The sequence below is a fragment of the Psychrobacter sp. TB15 genome, assembly GCF_000511655.1.
Lineage (GTDB): Bacteria > Pseudomonadota > Gammaproteobacteria > Pseudomonadales > Moraxellaceae > Psychrobacter > Psychrobacter submarinus.
Genome location: NZ_AYXN01000012.1, coordinates 11,050 through 26,803, shown reverse-complemented (window position 1 = coordinate 26,803; position 15,754 = coordinate 11,050). Strand labels below are relative to the sequence as shown.

Annotated in this window: 15 protein-coding genes and 1 pseudogene; 5 read left to right on the top strand and 11 right to left on the bottom strand. The window is 45.0% G+C overall.

Annotated features, from left to right (window positions below):
* The 3 genes and pseudogenes from W234_RS14725 to W234_RS0101810 all read left to right on the top strand — a co-directional run.
* Positions 1 to 272, top strand: a pseudogene (locus tag W234_RS14725) (MATE family efflux transporter); the annotation flags it as partial.
* Positions 273 to 453: 181 nt separating this feature from the next.
* A complete protein-coding gene (locus tag W234_RS0101815; protein ID WP_084212601.1) occupies positions 454 to 1,098 on the top strand; it encodes an AzlC family ABC transporter permease in 645 nt (214 codons plus the stop codon).
* A complete protein-coding gene (locus W234_RS0101810) occupies positions 1,091 to 1,450 on the top strand; it encodes an AzlD domain-containing protein (RefSeq protein ID WP_025644174.1) in 360 nt (119 codons plus the stop codon). Before W234_RS0101815 ends, W234_RS0101810 begins: the two co-directional genes overlap by 8 nt.
* Positions 1,451 to 1,620: 170 nt before the next feature.
* Here W234_RS0101810 and purF read toward each other — a convergent pair whose 3' ends face one another.
* The 11 genes from purF to W234_RS0101755 all read right to left on the bottom strand — a co-directional run bounded on the left by purF (position 1,621) and on the right by W234_RS0101755 (position 13,223).
* Entirely contained in the window at positions 1,621 to 3,156 is a 1,536-nt protein-coding gene (gene purF / locus W234_RS0101805; protein ID WP_025644172.1) for an amidophosphoribosyltransferase, read from the bottom strand.
* Between the two features lie 386 nt (positions 3,157 to 3,542).
* Positions 3,543 to 4,040 (bottom strand): CvpA family protein, encoded by a 498-nt coding sequence (locus tag W234_RS0101800; protein ID WP_025644170.1) that lies wholly within the window; start codon positions 4,038 to 4,040, stop codon positions 3,543 to 3,545.
* 98 nt (positions 4,041 to 4,138) lie between these two features.
* Positions 4,139 to 5,197 carry a quinone-dependent dihydroorotate dehydrogenase gene (locus W234_RS0101795; protein WP_025644168.1) on the bottom strand — a complete coding sequence of 353 codons (1,059 nt, stop codon included), beginning with the start codon at positions 5,195 to 5,197 and terminating at the stop codon, positions 4,139 to 4,141.
* A gap of 208 nt (positions 5,198 to 5,405) precedes the next feature.
* On the bottom strand, positions 5,406 to 5,951 hold the full coding sequence (locus W234_RS0101790) for a DUF4870 family protein (RefSeq protein ID WP_025644166.1): 546 nt from the start codon (positions 5,949 to 5,951) through the stop codon (positions 5,406 to 5,408).
* A gap of 171 nt (positions 5,952 to 6,122) precedes the next feature.
* Positions 6,123 to 6,722 carry a type II secretion system protein GspM gene (gspM, locus tag W234_RS0101785; RefSeq protein WP_025644164.1) on the bottom strand — a complete coding sequence of 200 codons (600 nt, stop codon included), beginning with the start codon at positions 6,720 to 6,722 and terminating at the stop codon, positions 6,123 to 6,125.
* A 100-nt stretch (positions 6,723 to 6,822) separates the two neighbouring features.
* Positions 6,823 to 8,034 carry a type II secretion system protein GspL gene (gene gspL / locus W234_RS0101780; RefSeq protein WP_025644162.1) on the bottom strand — a complete coding sequence of 404 codons (1,212 nt, stop codon included), beginning with the start codon at positions 8,032 to 8,034 and terminating at the stop codon, positions 6,823 to 6,825.
* Between the two features lie 92 nt (positions 8,035 to 8,126).
* Positions 8,127 to 8,582 (bottom strand): phosphohistidine phosphatase SixA, encoded by a 456-nt coding sequence (gene sixA / locus W234_RS0101775; protein ID WP_025644160.1) that lies wholly within the window; start codon positions 8,580 to 8,582, stop codon positions 8,127 to 8,129.
* Positions 8,583 to 8,627: 45 nt separating this feature from the next.
* Positions 8,628 to 9,980 carry an NAD(P)H-dependent glycerol-3-phosphate dehydrogenase gene (locus W234_RS0101770; RefSeq protein ID WP_025644158.1) on the bottom strand — a complete coding sequence of 451 codons (1,353 nt, stop codon included), beginning with the start codon at positions 9,978 to 9,980 and terminating at the stop codon, positions 8,628 to 8,630.
* 162 nt (positions 9,981 to 10,142) lie between these two features.
* Entirely contained in the window at positions 10,143 to 10,832 is a 690-nt protein-coding gene (locus tag W234_RS0101765) for a nitroreductase (RefSeq protein ID WP_084212598.1), read from the bottom strand.
* 291 nt (positions 10,833 to 11,123) lie between these two features.
* On the bottom strand, positions 11,124 to 12,224 hold the full coding sequence (gene zapE / locus W234_RS0101760; RefSeq protein ID WP_025644153.1) for a cell division protein ZapE: 1,101 nt from the start codon (positions 12,222 to 12,224) through the stop codon (positions 11,124 to 11,126).
* Between the two features lie 339 nt (positions 12,225 to 12,563).
* The gene (locus W234_RS0101755; RefSeq protein WP_025644151.1) at positions 12,564 to 13,223 is read right to left on the bottom strand and encodes an alpha/beta hydrolase; all 660 of its coding nucleotides are present in this window, start codon (positions 13,221 to 13,223) and stop codon (positions 12,564 to 12,566) included.
* Positions 13,224 to 13,572: 349 nt separating this feature from the next.
* Between W234_RS0101755 and W234_RS13585 the strand changes: the two genes are divergently transcribed.
* Both W234_RS13585 and xseA read left to right on the top strand, forming a co-directional pair.
* Positions 13,573 to 13,902 (top strand): hypothetical protein, encoded by a 330-nt coding sequence (locus W234_RS13585; RefSeq protein WP_037058683.1) that lies wholly within the window; start codon positions 13,573 to 13,575, stop codon positions 13,900 to 13,902.
* A gap of 228 nt (positions 13,903 to 14,130) precedes the next feature.
* The gene (gene xseA, locus W234_RS0101745; RefSeq protein ID WP_025644149.1) at positions 14,131 to 15,687 is read left to right on the top strand and encodes an exodeoxyribonuclease VII large subunit; all 1,557 of its coding nucleotides are present in this window, start codon (positions 14,131 to 14,133) and stop codon (positions 15,685 to 15,687) included.
* Positions 15,688 to 15,754 lie beyond the last annotated feature (67 nt).

Genomic DNA, 15,754 nt, shown 5'->3' with positions numbered 1-15,754 from the left:
ATTATGCGATACTACTGCCGCTGATAGGCGTAGGCGCGTACTGGCTCGATGGTATATTTTTCGGTCTCACTGCTGGTAGTGTCATTCGAAATGCGGCCCTGCTATTAGCCGTGGTCTTCTTCCCTATCAGCTGGCTACTTTATGAGCGCTACGATATGACAGGGATTTGGCTCAGCGTTTGGTGCCTATTAGCCCTAAGACTAGTGATTCTTGGCGCGTTTTTATACCGTGCTTACCTGACAGGCAATTACGACAAGCTACAACCTCAATAAAACTAGAATAAATTTAAATAAAACGTGACTACAAGCGCTAAATCCTAAAAATAAAAGCTGGATGTCACATATAACAACATCGAAAATCTCAGGATCTAACGTGACCATTTCTTATTCCAAACAACAAACACAGGCCTCCTATCGGTGGGCTGATGGCTTCAAAAAAAGCTTAGCTGTGGCAATGGGCTATTTGCCTGCTGGTATTGCCTTTGGCGTTCTTGCTCAAGTCGCTGGCATTCCTATTTGGGCAACTTTGATGCTGAGTTTATTTCTCTATGCAGGCGCAGCGCAGTATGCGTGCTTGCCCATGCTAAGCGCCGGTCTGCCTGTGGGTAGTATCGCAACCAACATTGCCGCGATTAACTTGCGTCATGTCTTTTATGCTATGCCGTTATTGCAATCTATGCCTACCCAAAAGCTGGCTAAGACCTATTGCTTATTTGCGCTAACCGATGAGACCTTTTCGGTAATGACTAGCCTGCCTGCTGAGGAGCGACAAGCGTTAATACTGCCTATCAGTCTATTTAATCAAAGCTGGTGGGTGGCGGCGTCTCTGATTGGGGTGATGATAGGTAGCGCTCTCAACGACTTAGTGCCGCATTTAGATTTCGCCTTAGTCTGTTTGTTTGCCATATTAGCTTATGAGCAGTTTCAAAATGTGAAGCGGCTATTTCCTATCGCTATCGCTGTCATTGGGCTGATACTGGCTTCCTTGTTCACTAGTGACTGGCTATTATTAGTCGCTATTAGCTTTTGTATGCTGCTGATTTTAGCGCGCGGATTTTGGCTGCAGTACTCTGTTACAGGAGACCACTCTGATGACTAGTCAATATCTAATTATAGCTACTCTCGCTATGGCAGCGGTGACTTTTGTCACTAGAGCTATCCCTGCCTTAATTCCCAAAAAAATACTAGACACGCCTTGGCTCCACAGGCTTAATGAGAGCTTACCTTTATCGGTGATGGTGCTGCTTATTTTGACTAGCTTGGCTTATCAAGACTTGTCGCTGAGCCATAGTTTAGCCAGTCCTGAGGTGCATCTATTGTTAGCTCAGATTGGTGCATTAGCACTGGTATTTTTAGTTTATCATTTTAGCAAGCAGCTGCTAGTGAGTATGATCGTCGGTATAGCGACTTTAAATGGTCTGCTTTGGGTATTTGCTCAGCTCTTAAGTTAAAATCTACTGAAAGCGCACAATCAAACACCGAACACTGAACACTGAACACTGAACACTGAACACTGAACACTGAACAATTAAATATCGGCATAAAAAACGAGCTTCCCTACTTAACATAGAGAAGCTCGTTTTTTATACTATGACAAGCAATGATGCTATTAATCTAAAGATTATATCTCTTCAATACCCATCATATCGACTGGCGTATCAGCAACAATTTGTACGCCTTTCTTGCCAGTCTTAGCCGTATCATTACGCTGAGCCTGCAGATGATCAAGATAAGCTTCATTGATTTGTCCAGTGATATAGCAACCATTAAATACGGCACAATCAAAGCCTTCCACTTTACTATGCTTAGTGTCTTTTACCGCATCAATCAAGTCATCTAAATCTTGGAATATCAGACGATCCGCGCCGATAATCTTACGCACTTCTTCAACACTGTGTCCCGAAGCGATCAGCTCACTACGTACTGGCATATCGATACCATAGACATTAGGGTACTTGACCGGCGGCGCTGCACTAGCAAAGAAGACTTTACGCGCGCCCGCATCACGCGCCATTTGGATAATCTCATGACAAGTAGTGCCGCGTACAATAGAGTCATCCACTAGCAAGACGTTTTTGCCTTTAAACTCTAGCGGCACGGCACTGAGCTTTTGCCGTACTGATTTTTTGCGTTGCTGCTGGCCTGGCATAATAAAGGTGCGTCCGATATAACGGTTCTTCATAAAGCCTTCGCGATATTTAATATTCATCTTCAGCGCCAGCTCCATCGCTGAGGTCCGCGACGTATCGGGAATAGGAATGACCACATCGATATCATGATCATCGCCCCACTCGGCCAAGATTTTATCGCCTAGTTTTTCGCCCATACGCAGACGCGACTTATAGACTGAGATATTATCCATAATCGAATCTGGACGCGCAAAATAGACGTACTCAAAGATACAAGGCGTATACTCTTGCTGCTCAACGCACTGATAAGTGTGCAAGTTATGGTCTAAATCGATAAATATCGCCTCGCCGGGTTTGACATCACGAATAATCGTAAACCCTGAGCCTGTTAGCGCCACTGATTCTGAGGCCACCATATATTCTGTACCGCCATTAGCCGCCAAGCGCTCACCGAATACCAGTGGACGGATGCCATTAGGATCACGAAAAGCTAATAAACCGTGACCGGTAATCAAAGCCACTACGCCATACGCGCCTTCACAGCGATGATAGACCGCTTTTACCGCTTCAAAAATATCATCAGCGTTAGGATTCGTCTTGCCTAAGTCCTGCATCTCATGGGCGAGCACGTTAAGTAACACCTCAGAATCTGAATCGGTATTGAGATGACGACGATCCTCGATATATAGCTCTTTGGCTAAGGTTTCCGCATTGGTCAAGTTACCGTTATGCGCTAAGGTAATACCATAAGGCGAGTTGACATAGAACGGCTGCGCCTCAGCACTGCTAGAGGTGCCAGCAGTCGGATAGCGCACATGACCGATACCAAACTTACCGACTAGCTTGATCATATGGCGGTTCATAAACACATCGCGCACCATACCGTTTTCTTTTCGCAGGTACAGACGCCCATCTTGCAAAGTAACGATACCGGCTGCATCCTGACCGCGATGCTGAAGCATAGTCAAGCCATCATAAAGAATTTGGTTAACGGGCTCATGAGCTGCAACCCCAACGACTCCACACATAGTTATGTCCTATTTTAGAGCAAAGATTAGTAACGAGAAGGTATAGCGTTTATTCATACTAGTGGTTTGGCACTAATGAATCCTGCACTAATGAATTCTGATAGCAATGAATTCATATTAGCTAGAAATTTAGAAACTTGAAAAGTCAGAAACTTGAAAATTTAGAAACAATGCAACTGATATACAATATCGATGCGTCTATATTTAAAGAGCGAATACTACGGTAATAACATCACTCTGATAGCATAATCCTGATGACGCAGTTTTATAAGAAAACTTTTTTTATTTTATAACACTACTATGCCAAAGCCTAGATAGCTTACATGCTCTAACCTTATAGAAAAATCAATAAGAGTAAAATAAATATCATCGTCGGCTCAGAGCTATTATGATTGGTTAATCTGTCCCCAAGCCATACCTAGCATATCGGTAGCTAGCTCTTTACCCATTGGTGCATAAGGCATCAGCTCAGGGGCAAGCACTGAGGTCTGCCACTGCGGCAGCTGTACCAATAAAGGCGCACTGATACTAAGTACTACCAACACCATTAAGGTGTTTTTGGCTGCTCCCAATACACCGCCTGCCATCTTATCGAGTACGCTAAGATTTAGCGTTTTGAGTGCGCTTGAGAAAATAAACGCTAGCAAGTGCATGATGGCTAAAATAACAATCACGACTATCAAAAAAGCTAATGCCGTCTGCAGTACCGGATTGGCAACTAAGCTTGATAACTGCGGGGCAATCGACGTAGCTAGCCGAGTGGCGACAATTAGAGCGACAAACCAGCCCATAAGTCCTACCGCCGTTTTTATCAACCCTGCCTGAAAGCCGCGCCATAAACCAATGAGCACCACGATAGCAATGATAATATCTAAACCACTCATCTCTACGGCCTCATTCGTTTAAGGAAAGGGTGAAAAGTATTATCATACTCAGCTATCATTGGGTCTATCAGTCAAATAGGCAAATAAACGGTTATACATCACTCTTTCGTAGTATTGTCACTGGTATCATAAATGGCATCGTAATAACCGCCGATAGCTTGAATACAAGACTGTACTAGCCCAGGCCCGCGATAGATAAGGCCAGTATAAAGCTGCACTAAATCCGCGCCAGCTTTGATCTTCTTGACGGCTTTATCGCCGCTATCGATACCACCCACGCCAATCAGTGCTACTTTGCCTTCTAACTGATCTGAGAATTGCTGTAAGATTTGGGTGCTCGTATGGCTCACCGGACGACCGGATAAACCGCCCGCTTGATCCCCGTCGCGTAAGTCCTCTACCCCGACTCGGCTCAAAGTGGTATTAGTGGCAATCAAACCATCAATGTCAAAATCTATCAGCTGCTGCGAGATATAATCGACCTGCAGCGGCTCTAAGTCAGGAGCGACTTTTAATACTAAAGGCACGTAAAAACCATATTCAGTGGCCAGCTGACTGTGACGGTTCTTGATAGTATCTAGTAGCTGAGTCAAGGCTTCACCGCTTTGCAAATCGCGCAGATTAGCAGTATTCGGAGAGGATATGTTGACCGTAATATAAGAAGCATGCGGATAGACGCGCTCTAAGCAATACACATAGTCATCAGCGGCTTGCTCAACAGGCGTGCTCGCATTCTTACCGATATTGATACCGATATTACCCTTATACTTGCAGCGTTTGACATTATCTATGAGATAATCAACCCCTTGGTTATTAAACCCCATACGGTTAATAATAGCATCGGCCTGTCTGAGTCGAAATAAACGCGGTTTGTCATTACCGACTTGTGGCCGCGGCGTCACCGTACCAACTTCAATGAAACCAAAACCTAATTCGGCTAGCGCGTCGATATAATCTGCGTTTTTATCGAGGCCGGCCGCTAGTCCTACCGGATTGGCAAATTGCAGACCCATGCAAGTGGTGGGCTGCATCGGCTGACCATATACCAACCCTAAAGTGCGGGCTTTGTGTGCTTTGTCCAATAAAGACAGCGTCATATCATGAGCGCGCTCAGGATCCATCTTAAATAAAAACGGACGAAGTAAGGCGTAGGACATAGTGACAACAAACCCTGATTAAATGGTGAATAGAAAAGGCAAAACGACTGCCATAAAGCGCTGCGATTATATCAGCTTGCTATAGGCTTAGCCAAAATAACCGCAAATATTATGCTATAAATATTAGCAATTAACGACTTTATAACTAAATAGACTGAGCGTTGTTCAACATTATTTATCAGACATTAATTTTCAAACAAAACCGCCATCAAGGCACAGGCCGCTTATCGCTCAAAGCAATCCAGCCACGGGCAATTCTATATACATGCCAAATAACCGTAAACAAGATAATTAAGATACCTAATCCGGTAAATAGCCCTGAGCCAATAGCAAGATTATTGCTTTCAGCTAGCACACTGATACCTAAGCCGCCAACGGCTACTAGCGTTATGATAAGACCGATCACAAACCAGATGATACTATACCAAAAAGTCTTGATTTGCCAATCAAAATGCGTGGCCAACCAAGTACCATCAGCATCGTGACGCTTAGCATAATTCATAGCGATAGGCACAATCCACAACAGCCCTGCCGTCAAATAGCTAATGACATAAAGCAGATAGGTAAGATGGTTATAAGTGATCAGTGAGCGCTGCTGTTTATCACTAAGCGCAGTATCTTGTCTTGAGCGTGTAAGCTCATGGGTCTGTTGGGCATGAATGCTATTTTCAAAGCGAGACTCTGATTTGTCTAAGGTTGGCCGAGATACAAAATCATCAGAGTTATCAGAATTAGGGTTAGAAGGTGAGCTCATAATAAGTATCCCTATCACACTTGACGGTAATGATGGCAAATTGCAGCGCCTGGCCATAAGATCGAGCTATCGATTTGATGATAACACTCAAATACTCAGTAGCGCTCATTTATCTAATATTGCGGTTATAAAGACGATTTTCAAGATTGAGATTGAATGCCAGTCTAACCGTTAAGAAGCAAGCGTGGCTTGTACTTGAATTTGCTTGGTGTTGATATCTTGCTGCATATTGAGCTGAGTGACCTGCCAGCCTTGCTCGCTCAGCTTACCAAACGCGCTAGTGATAAGCGCTTGGCTTGGGTTAGTAAAGCTTAACTGCACAGTATCACCAACGGCCGCTACTTGAGCATTAGCAATACCGGCATTGGTTAACAGCGAATTGACCGCAGTGGCAGGGGCAACGACTTGGCCTTCAGTACTGGCATTGAGCGCGTTGTTGTCAATATTGCTCGCCTGCGCACGTAACCAAAAATAATCGGCTACTTGCTGCTGGTACTGCGCTTTGCTGTCTTTCGCCGCTTGATTGACACTATAGCCGCCATAACCGCCGAGAAACACTAATAAAAATAGCGATAAAACGCCTAAGGCCAACTGATCGCGTGGAGACAGTGCTTGCCAGCGTGTCGTTAATGTCGATTGGTAACGGCTTAAACGCTCAGACCAAGTATTGCTAGAGGCAGGACTACTCGTCGCCGTATTTAAAGAACTTGAAGAGCTTGTACTATTACCTTTCGTACGGCTAGGTTTAGTACGGCGCTGCGGCTTATTCATCACTGAGCCTTTTTTTACTTAAATTTTAAGAAGCTATAAAAACATTTAATAAGTTATAAATCGTCAAAAGCAACATACCACATGACATTGACGAGCCGGGTTAAGAGGAAGATAACTCGCCAGCCTCAGCGCTATTATCCGCTATATTTACGGTTATCTGCCCACTGAACTCGCCTTGCTCATTACCGTTAACGCTTTGCAAGCTGGCCGCTATTCCTTGAGTGACTAGCGTATTAGCAAACTCGTCAAGACTGCTGCGATTAGGCGCAATAAGCGTAAAACTAAGAGAGCTTGGCTGCATCACTAAGCTTTGCGCAGTCAGTGAAGACTGCTTAATGAGAGGTGATATACGCGCTAGGATTGTCATATGTGCCGACTGGGCTTGACTATCTGTGCGCAGCTTGGCTTGCATCTGCGTCTGTAACAATGTCCGCGAATTTAAGCGATCTTCTGGAAACCAAGATTGAAATTGTTTGCCGATAGCGCTTTGGGTTGCCGCACTTGCTTGATTATAGCGGTACGCTTGTAAGCCATCGGTAGCCATTTGTAATACCAATGCTGATAGCGCCACCATAGCCGCCACTCGCAAATAAGGAGAGAGCTTTGTGTCTGAGGTCTTAGTAAAGAAGTTCAGAGCGTGACGATCAGGTATATCTATGGGCTCAGGCTTGGCGGCAATCTGAGTGAGTAATAGGTGCGGCGCGGAGAGCTGTGGCGACTCTATACTCGCTACAGACTCATCGATAGCACTTACTTGGCATATCTCACTGAGATGAGGCAAGCGCTCAACCACTAAGGGCAAGTAGCTGACTGCCATGCCCTGCTGCAACGACTGCCGCAGCAAAGTGGTGTGTTTATCTTGATACAGCACTACTTGCTGACCTGCGCCTTCCTCAGGCACCGGCAACAATAAAAAATCAGGCAGCAAAGCTCCAATACTAAACCCTGCCAGTATTGCGCTTTGTTGCCATGAGTCACTATCGTCTTTTGCGAGCGCGTAGAGATGATGGTGACTGGCATAACTCTGCTGACGCACCATCAGCTGCTCGACTGGGGTAATTGACGTTTCTTCAAATAAGTACTGCTTGCCAGTATCGCCTAGCTGCTTGAGCTGATTAAGACTGAGCTCAGTATCTACTTGGAGCAAATGGCTAGATGGAAAATACAAACAAAGCCGCTTGTCATTACCACTTTTATAACTAATATAATGCTCTTGCAATTGCTGCCAGTCATCGACTAGCTGCCACTGCTTAGCATCTGCTTGCCAGACCGCAAGTGGGCTATGCTGATCTCTTAACCAAACATGTAACAATAGAGGTGTCCTTTAGTGGCTAGCGGTTGAAGTTGACAGTTTATTTAAAAGTGGATAATTTATTAACGCTAATCTAAGCTACCGAAGGCTATCTACGGCTGCATAGGTACAAAACGATCAACCTCTTCGGCCATTCCTGACATCACAAACTCCATCTCAAACACTCGCGCTTCAGCTAGTGAAAACGACTCAGGACTTGCGCCAGTGAGTAAGCTGGCAATATTAGCGACAATAGACATATGACAAACCACCACCAGACAGTTTGCTTCAATATGGCCAAGCTCTATCAGTGCTGCATGAGCGTCATCTGAGGGCGTGATATTATCTTGTACACTAGCTGGCACATCGGTGGCACGCGCTTGCAGTTCTGCTAGGGTCTGCTGCGCTCTATCGTACGGACTGACCACAAAATGATCAGGACGATAATGCTCTATAAGATATTCAGCCGTCTGCGCGGCTTGCTGATGACCGTATTCGGTCAACTGCCGTGCGCTATCTGGGCGACTCTCGTTTTCAGCTTGTCCATGTCGCATCAGTATAATCTTCATAGCACTCCTTTTGCTCATCTTTATTTGCTTTATTTTTGATGAGGATTATTTATTAAGGTTATTACTGTCTTTTTTATCGGTGTTGCCTTCGCTGTCGTCTGCGCTACTCGCAGCGTTCATCTGCGCGGTAAGGGCCGCATTACTATGGTCATGCGGCATCACAAACTCCACGTCACTACGAAATCCGGCTTCCATCAAGTGTAGAGCGACTCCTAGCGCTGCCTTATCTTCATAGATGACCGCATGTAGAGCATGAGTAATAGGCATATAGATACCTTGCTTACTGGCTTTTTCATGAACTTGCTGAATAGTATTGACCCCTTCAGCGGTTTGGCCTAGCTTTTTGACCGCCGCATCGATATCCATACCGCGCCCGAGCATATTACCAATTCGAAAGTTGCGGCTCAGCTCTGAGTTACAAGTGGCATAAAGATCGCCTACACCAGCCAAACCTAAGAAAGTAAGCGGATTGGCGCCTTCTTCTACGCCAAAACGGCTCATCTCAGCCAACGAGCGTGTCAACAGCATGGCCTTAGTGTTTTCACCGACATCGTAGGCGGCAGCCATACCCATAGCGATAGCATAGATGTTCTTAAGCGCGCCGCCAAGCTCGACACCGCGAATATCATCACTAGCAAACACTCGGAAAAAAGCACTATGTAGCGCCGCTTGTACAGCGTGGCGTAGCGGCTCTGACTCACTGGCGATGACCGTAGCTGACGGCATGTTTTTCATGATTTCAACCGCCAAGTTTGGCCCTGACATCACCCCAAAGTTCACCTCCGGCAGCTCATCTTTAATGATATCGCTCATCATGGCAAACGTGTCTTTTTCCATACCTTTTGTGAGCGAAACAATCGATTGACCACTGATAAATGGTTTGATATTTTTGAGAGTCTCGCGAAAGGCTGAGCTGGGTACGGCTAAAAAGATAATATCTTTGTCTTTTACCGCAGCTTCTAAGTCGTAGCTGTACTTTAAGCGATTATCGAGCTTGTACCCTGGCAGATACTTCTTATTCATCTGCGTTTTTGCCATAGACTTGACGGTGCGCTTATTGCGTACCCAAATGGTAGTATCACAGCCATTTCGCGCGGCTAGGTTGGCCATTGCTGTACCGAAACTACCGCCGCCAAGCACTGTTAGACGTATCTTTTCTGGGCTCTTATGTATTTGATCCATTTGTTTGGCTACCGCCGCCTCAACTTTATTAGGGTTCAATTTTTTGCGACCAAAGCCTGATTTGGTGGCTCGATCAAGAATACTGGCTATCAAGCCAGTCGGTTTGTTCTCATTGCTATTGTTATTATTTTCGCTATTATTACTCTTGTCGCGACCTACAGTGTCAGCGTTATTAGCATTTTGTTTTTGCTTATCTTCATCTGAGGAGCTTGTCATATACTTATATCCATATTGTCAGTGCTTAAAGGATGAACCAAGTAGCTATTAGCTATTACGCCCTTTATACTTATTGAAAAAGTTTCAACCAAAAAAGCTTTAGTAAAAACCTTTTAACGCAAATATAGGTCAGCCATTATTACTCTTAACCGCAATAAATCTTTAAGACTCAAAACGCAGCAGCGGCTCTATATCCATAGGTTTTCTGCGAGGTTTGGGTTTTGGGCTCGTACCAGTATAAATAAAGGCGACAACATAGTCATCAGCCGCGACATCAAAATAATCTTTTACCGCAGGCTCATTGCACAGCAGACCTGTGCGCCATACGCTGCCAAAACCTTGCGCCATTAACGCTAATAGTAGGTTTTGCACCGCTGACCCGGCACTAAGCATCTGCTCAAACGGCGGGACTTTCTTGTGCTCTTGCATCTTAGTCACGACTGTAATAATCACTGGCGCGCGCATTGGCAGATTGGCAGTTTTTTTACGAGTCTTATCCGATAGTGTCTCACCTGCTCTCGCCGCTTGCGCTTCTGCCGCCTCAAGTAATGCTTGCCCCAGCTGTTGACGCGCTTCGCCTTCGCTGATAATAAAACGCCAAGGTCGTAGTTTTTTGTGGTCGGGCGCAGTCACCGCGCAGTCAATCGCCGCTCTGATTTGCTCGTGAGTCGGTGCCGGCTCTTGTAGATTGCCAATAGTGCGCCTAGACTTAATCCACTCAATGAGCTGCTTATCTTCTATATCACTTTCATTGCTACTATCAAGGCGGTCACTCTCATGATTAGAAGTTTCTTTGGTTGTTACGCTTAATTCATCTTCCTCGGTGATTAAACGCTCTCTTGGCGTACTCATTTGTCATCCTTTTATAATCGTCGGCTATTATCATTATTATTGCTATCAGTAGCTCTATTATCGTTATCATTTTATTAAGAAACTACACTGTTATTATTTGGCTTATCAATTAAGCTTGTATAGTCAATCAATATTAAAAGTGGTACAAGGCAGACGAGTGCAAGTACTACAGTAGTAGGCTAAACGAGTCTAACGCTGTAACACTTTAATAGTGGTTCGACTATAAGATACTCAATGTAGTACTTAATACAATACTTCGTAAGTTACTTCATAAGGTCATTAACAAAAGGCTTATGCGGCGTCATCGAGTCGATGCGGCATCTTTAGATAATCCTCTGATTGCATCTCAAGCAAGCGTGAACGAGTACGCTCAATCTCAAAGGCCAATTTCTCTCCTTGATAAAGATCAAGAATAGACTGCTCAGCACGCACTAACAGCTTAACCCTACGATCATAAAACTCATCGACTAAGTAAATAAAGCGGCGAGTTGGATCTCGCAGATCGTCGTCTAACGCTGGTACGGCATTGATCAAAACCGTGCTAAATCGATTGGCAATCTCAATAAAGTCAGCAGCGGAGCGCGGCTGCATACATAAATGGCGAAAGTCACAAAACAAGATGTCTTCGGTACGGGCATTAATCTTAATCTCGCGGCCATTAACCGTGATAGGCTCGCTACTGATTTTGAGATTGTTCGATAAACTCGCAAAGCGGTTGGCAAGCCAGTTATGGTTCTCACGCGTCATAGGCGATTTATATAGTTCCGCCTGCTGCAAGACACGCAAGCGATAATCGATACCAGAGTCGATATTCATCACCGTAGTATGTGTCTCAACCTCTTTGATAGCCGGCATAAAACGGTCTCGATGCAGACCATCTTTGTACAAGCCTGCCGGCTCGATGTTTGAGGTAGCAACCAAAGTCACCCCGCGATTAAACAGCATGGTAAATAAGTCGCCTAATATCATCGCATCAGAGACGTTAGAGACAAAAAACTCATCAAAGCAAATAACTACTGCTTCGTTATGGATAATATCAGCAACCTTTTCTAGCGGATCGCTTTGGCCTTGTAGTTGGTTGAGCTCTTTATGCACTCGCTGCATAAAGTGATGAAAATGCTGACGCATCTTACGCTCTATAGTCAGCGAATCATAAAACATATCCATCATCCAGGTCTTGCCGCGGCCAACGCCGCCCCACATATACAAGCCCTTTGGCGCGGCAGGTTTAGATTTGAAAAACCCAAAAATGCCCTTTTTTTCTTCGACCGTATTATTAAGCTTATGATAAAGATCATCAAGATAGCTCATGGCTATATACTGTTGTTCATCTCGGGTAAAGTCTTCAGAGCTGATGGCTTGCTCGTAGCGCTGTAATGGAGATAATCTCATAATACGACTCATATTTAACAAAATAAAAAAAGTGTTTTGGCCGTCTACTCTTATTCGCTTATGTCTTTTGCACTGAGACAATAAGGACAGATTCGTCAGAATAAATGGTGTCAAAGCAGTGGTGCTTGCTATACCAGCTTTATTCTCTAGGCCAACACGGCTCGATGTTTACGACTATAATGCAGCTTATGTAAAGCGATAATTATTGTTTTAGCTATACGGATACTATAACGTGCTCTAATGCTACTATGCTATAGCTATTCTATGATAACTACTATGTAGCACTTGTACTCTATAACTTGTACTCTATAAATAGCATCTGCACTTTTAAGCACTCAATTAGCTATCAGAACCGAAACTGTGCTGCTCTAATAGCTTTTTTAACTCCGTCAAACGCCCATGAAAAAAATGCCCCGCACCTTCGACTACGCTGACCTCAATCCCTAAACGCTCAGCAAAAGCTTGCATATTGTCAGGTGAGATGACCTCATCGGCATCTCCATAGATCTCAAACGTCTTCTCAATCGGCAAAGCAATATGCTCGCTATCGTTTTTTTCAATTGAAGGCGAGATGAGCGCGACATTGGCAATCTCAAAGTCGCTCAATCCCCAGACATGCGGCGACACTAAGACCTGCTCAGCGGTACGAGCCGTCACATAGCCGCCAAAAGAGAAGCCGCCTAGCCACAGTTTGCGAGCATCGCTCTGCCCGGCAATCCATTGTAACACGGTCATAGCATCGACCACCTCACCTTCCGCGTAGTCATGCTCTCCTGTCGACTGCCCTACCCCGCGAAAGTTAAAACGTACTACGTGCATACCGTTGTCGCGGGCAAAACGGTACATAGTCGTGACCACTTTATTATTCATCGTGCCCTCAAATAACGGGTTCGGATGACACAGTAGCGCCACAGTATCGGTATTAGGATCACAAGGATTGTCTTGTTGCCAAAGCGCATCAACTTCTAACACGCCAGCAGGAGCAGGAATTAAAGGCATAATAATAACGACCGATTAAAAGAGTGAGGTCAATTATGCTAGAAATCTGCTATATTTCAAGTGATTTGCTGTTTTAGTCTTATTAAAAGCAAACAGTCTCGTTAAAAATTTAAAAAAGCGCAACACTACAAACACGACATCTATAGACGTGACGTAAAGAGTAGTAGTAAGCTAATCTTGTAAAGATGACTAAGCATCCTAAGCAACCTAAGCAACCTAGTCATTTCATCTTGCTAATCTTGACTCAGTTGTAGTAAAGGAGCATCTTATGAACAACCTTTATAATCAATCCAATGATCAGTCCAACAATCTCGGCTCTACTAGAAAAACAGCGCTTCTAGCGTCAACGATGATCGTAGCACTAGCGCTGAGCGCTTGTCAGAGTACGCCCTCCTCCCCTGTTATTCAGCGTGCTGACTCCACTTATGAAACCACAGGCCTTGGCGCAACCAAGATACAAGCTCAGCAAAATGCCATTGCTACCGCTGATAAAACGTGTCGCGGTAAACAAGTCATCGTCGTCAAAGACACCGTTAGATATAATGGGATTTTGAATGAGCGTACTGGACGCATGGTCGGGCAAGCTGGCGCGATGGTAGGTGCTATACTAGGGACTGGCTCGCCTGAGCTAGCACGCGACGATGATTATGAATATATGATTAGTTTTCGCTGTCAGTAAAGACGCAGGCCTAACGAGCATTTGATCTTTTTTTGACATACCTAAGCCCTCTCTTGCAAGCTTGGATCTTTTGATCAACTTGGCTTCGCTTAGCGTTAGATTTTGAGGTAAAGTAGAAGGCTCTAATATCGTGGCAAAACCAGTTTGGCTGTTTGCTATTGTTTCAATTTAATATGGTTTAGCTTACCATTACCTCTTCATTTTATATTCCCTATTCGGTCTGATTCTATGCGCAAACCTAACCTTAATTCTGTTAAGTCATCCAATGCAAAAACTTTAGCGCCTGCCAAAGATTTAGCGACTTTGGAAGCAGAATTGGCCGAGGTCGAGAGTAGTTTAGAAAACAATCTTGAAGATACCGTGCTACGACTTAGTGATTATTTAAGCGCGGTTGAGATGGTGGTTAAACAAACCTTTGCCCACCGAGTTTGGGTTAAAGCTGAAATTCGCAACCTCTCGAGCAAAGGCGGCCATTATTATTTTGAATTGGCCGAAAAGGACGATGACGGCAAAGTCGTTGCTAGCTGCCGAGGCAACCTTTGGCGCTTTAAAGCGGCGCGTGTACTCGCTAAGTTTGAACGCGCGACGGGTATGGCGCTCAGCCGTGATCTGACTGTCCTACTTAAAGTATCAGCGAACTTTCATCCTCAGTATGGCTTTTCCTTGACGATTGAAGATATTGATCCGAGCTATACCCTAGGAGATTTGGCACGGCAATACGCGCAGATGGTCGATCGCTTGAGCGGTGAAGGCCTGATGCACCTCAATCAGCAGCTAGAGTCCCCTTTTGATATAGAGCACGTGATTGTCATTGCCCCAGAAAAAGCCGCCGGATTAGGCGATTTTCAAGCGGACGCCGATCGTCTTGCTAATACGGGCGCTTGTCAGTTTCATTATCATCACGCTACTTTTCAGGGCAATCATGCGCCCGCCGAGATTCGTCAAGCGATCGTCAGTGCTCAGCAGCGATTTTTTGATAGTTATCAGCGCCTGCCTGATCTACTGGTGATCATTCGCGGCGGCGGCGCGGTTGGCGACTTAGCTTACCTCAATGACTACGAACTTGCCGCCTTGGTCGCTGAGCAGCCAGTGCCAGTTTGGGTCGGTATTGGCCATGAGCGCGACAAAGTCATCCTTGATGAAGTAGCACATAGCAGCTTTGATACGCCATCTAAAGTGATAGCGGCGATTATCGCTCACTTAGCTCGCCTAATAGCGCAAACTTTGAACTATCAATCACAGATCAAGCAAGCAGCGCAGCGTCAGCTCAAAGTCGCTCAGCAGCAAAGCGTCAGACAACTCAGCCAACTGCAATCACAGACTATCGGGCAACTCACCGCGCTGAAAAAAGACAGCAACTACGCTTGGCAAAGTATTCAGCAAAGCGCGCAGCGACAAGTCAAACAAGCGGCTAGAGTGACTAGCGACTGGCAAGCTCAAATCAAGCAAGGCGCGCATCAGCAATTGACGGCGGCTAGTATTGCCGCCAAAAATCATCGAAAAACAATAATGCATAGTAGCGAGCAGCAGCTAGCACAAGCTCAGCGCGATAGTGAACATCTACGTGATATCGTCCTACTGCATCGGCCTACGCGAGTGCTAAAACAAGGCTATAGCATGCTAATGGACAATAAAGGTCAGCAGGTATTGACTAGTAGCAGCCAGCTTTATGCTGATCAAACCATCAACATTATGCTAAAAGATGGGCAAGCGACCGCGCAGATCTTAAGTGTCAAAAGCTTAGAAGCTATTAGTCCTACTAATGACAATCATAATGTTCTGTAATTACTTTAATTCAAAAACAATGATGTTTTTTGTAGGCTAGCGCTTTAGCCCAGCATTTTGCTTTTGC

Excerpts from the sequence above, each read along its gene's own strand:
- W234_RS0101815 (WP_084212601.1), top strand. The coding sequence starts at position 454 with ATGGGCTATTTGCCTGCTGGTATTGCCTTTGGCGTTCTTGCTCAAGTC.
- W234_RS0101810 (WP_025644174.1), top strand. The coding sequence starts at position 1,091 with ATGACTAGTCAATATCTAATTATAGCTACTCTCGCTATGGCAGCGGTG.
- purF (WP_025644172.1), bottom strand. The coding sequence starts at position 3,156 with ATGTGTGGAGTCGTTGGGGTTGCAGCTCATGAGCCCGTTAACCAAATT.
- W234_RS0101800 (WP_025644170.1), bottom strand. The coding sequence starts at position 4,040 with ATGAGTGGTTTAGATATTATCATTGCTATCGTGGTGCTCATTGGTTTA.
- W234_RS0101795 (WP_025644168.1), bottom strand. The coding sequence starts at position 5,197 with ATGTCCTACGCCTTACTTCGTCCGTTTTTATTTAAGATGGATCCTGAG.
- W234_RS0101790 (WP_025644166.1), bottom strand. The coding sequence starts at position 5,951 with ATGAGCTCACCTTCTAACCCTAATTCTGATAACTCTGATGATTTTGTA.
- gspM (WP_025644164.1), bottom strand. The coding sequence starts at position 6,722 with ATGAATAAGCCGCAGCGCCGTACTAAACCTAGCCGTACGAAAGGTAAT.
- sixA (WP_025644160.1), bottom strand. The coding sequence starts at position 8,582 with ATGAAGATTATACTGATGCGACATGGACAAGCTGAAAACGAGAGTCGC.
- W234_RS0101770 (WP_025644158.1), bottom strand. The coding sequence starts at position 9,980 with ATGACAAGCTCCTCAGATGAAGATAAGCAAAAACAAAATGCTAATAAC.
- W234_RS0101765 (WP_084212598.1), bottom strand. The coding sequence starts at position 10,832 with ATGAGTACGCCAAGAGAGCGTTTAATCACCGAGGAAGATGAATTAAGC.
- zapE (WP_025644153.1), bottom strand. The coding sequence starts at position 12,224 with ATGAGATTATCTCCATTACAGCGCTACGAGCAAGCCATCAGCTCTGAA.
- W234_RS0101755 (WP_025644151.1), bottom strand. The coding sequence starts at position 13,223 with ATGCCTTTAATTCCTGCTCCTGCTGGCGTGTTAGAAGTTGATGCGCTT.
- W234_RS13585 (WP_037058683.1), top strand. The coding sequence starts at position 13,573 with ATGATCGTAGCACTAGCGCTGAGCGCTTGTCAGAGTACGCCCTCCTCC.
- xseA (WP_025644149.1), top strand. The coding sequence starts at position 14,131 with ATGCGCAAACCTAACCTTAATTCTGTTAAGTCATCCAATGCAAAAACT.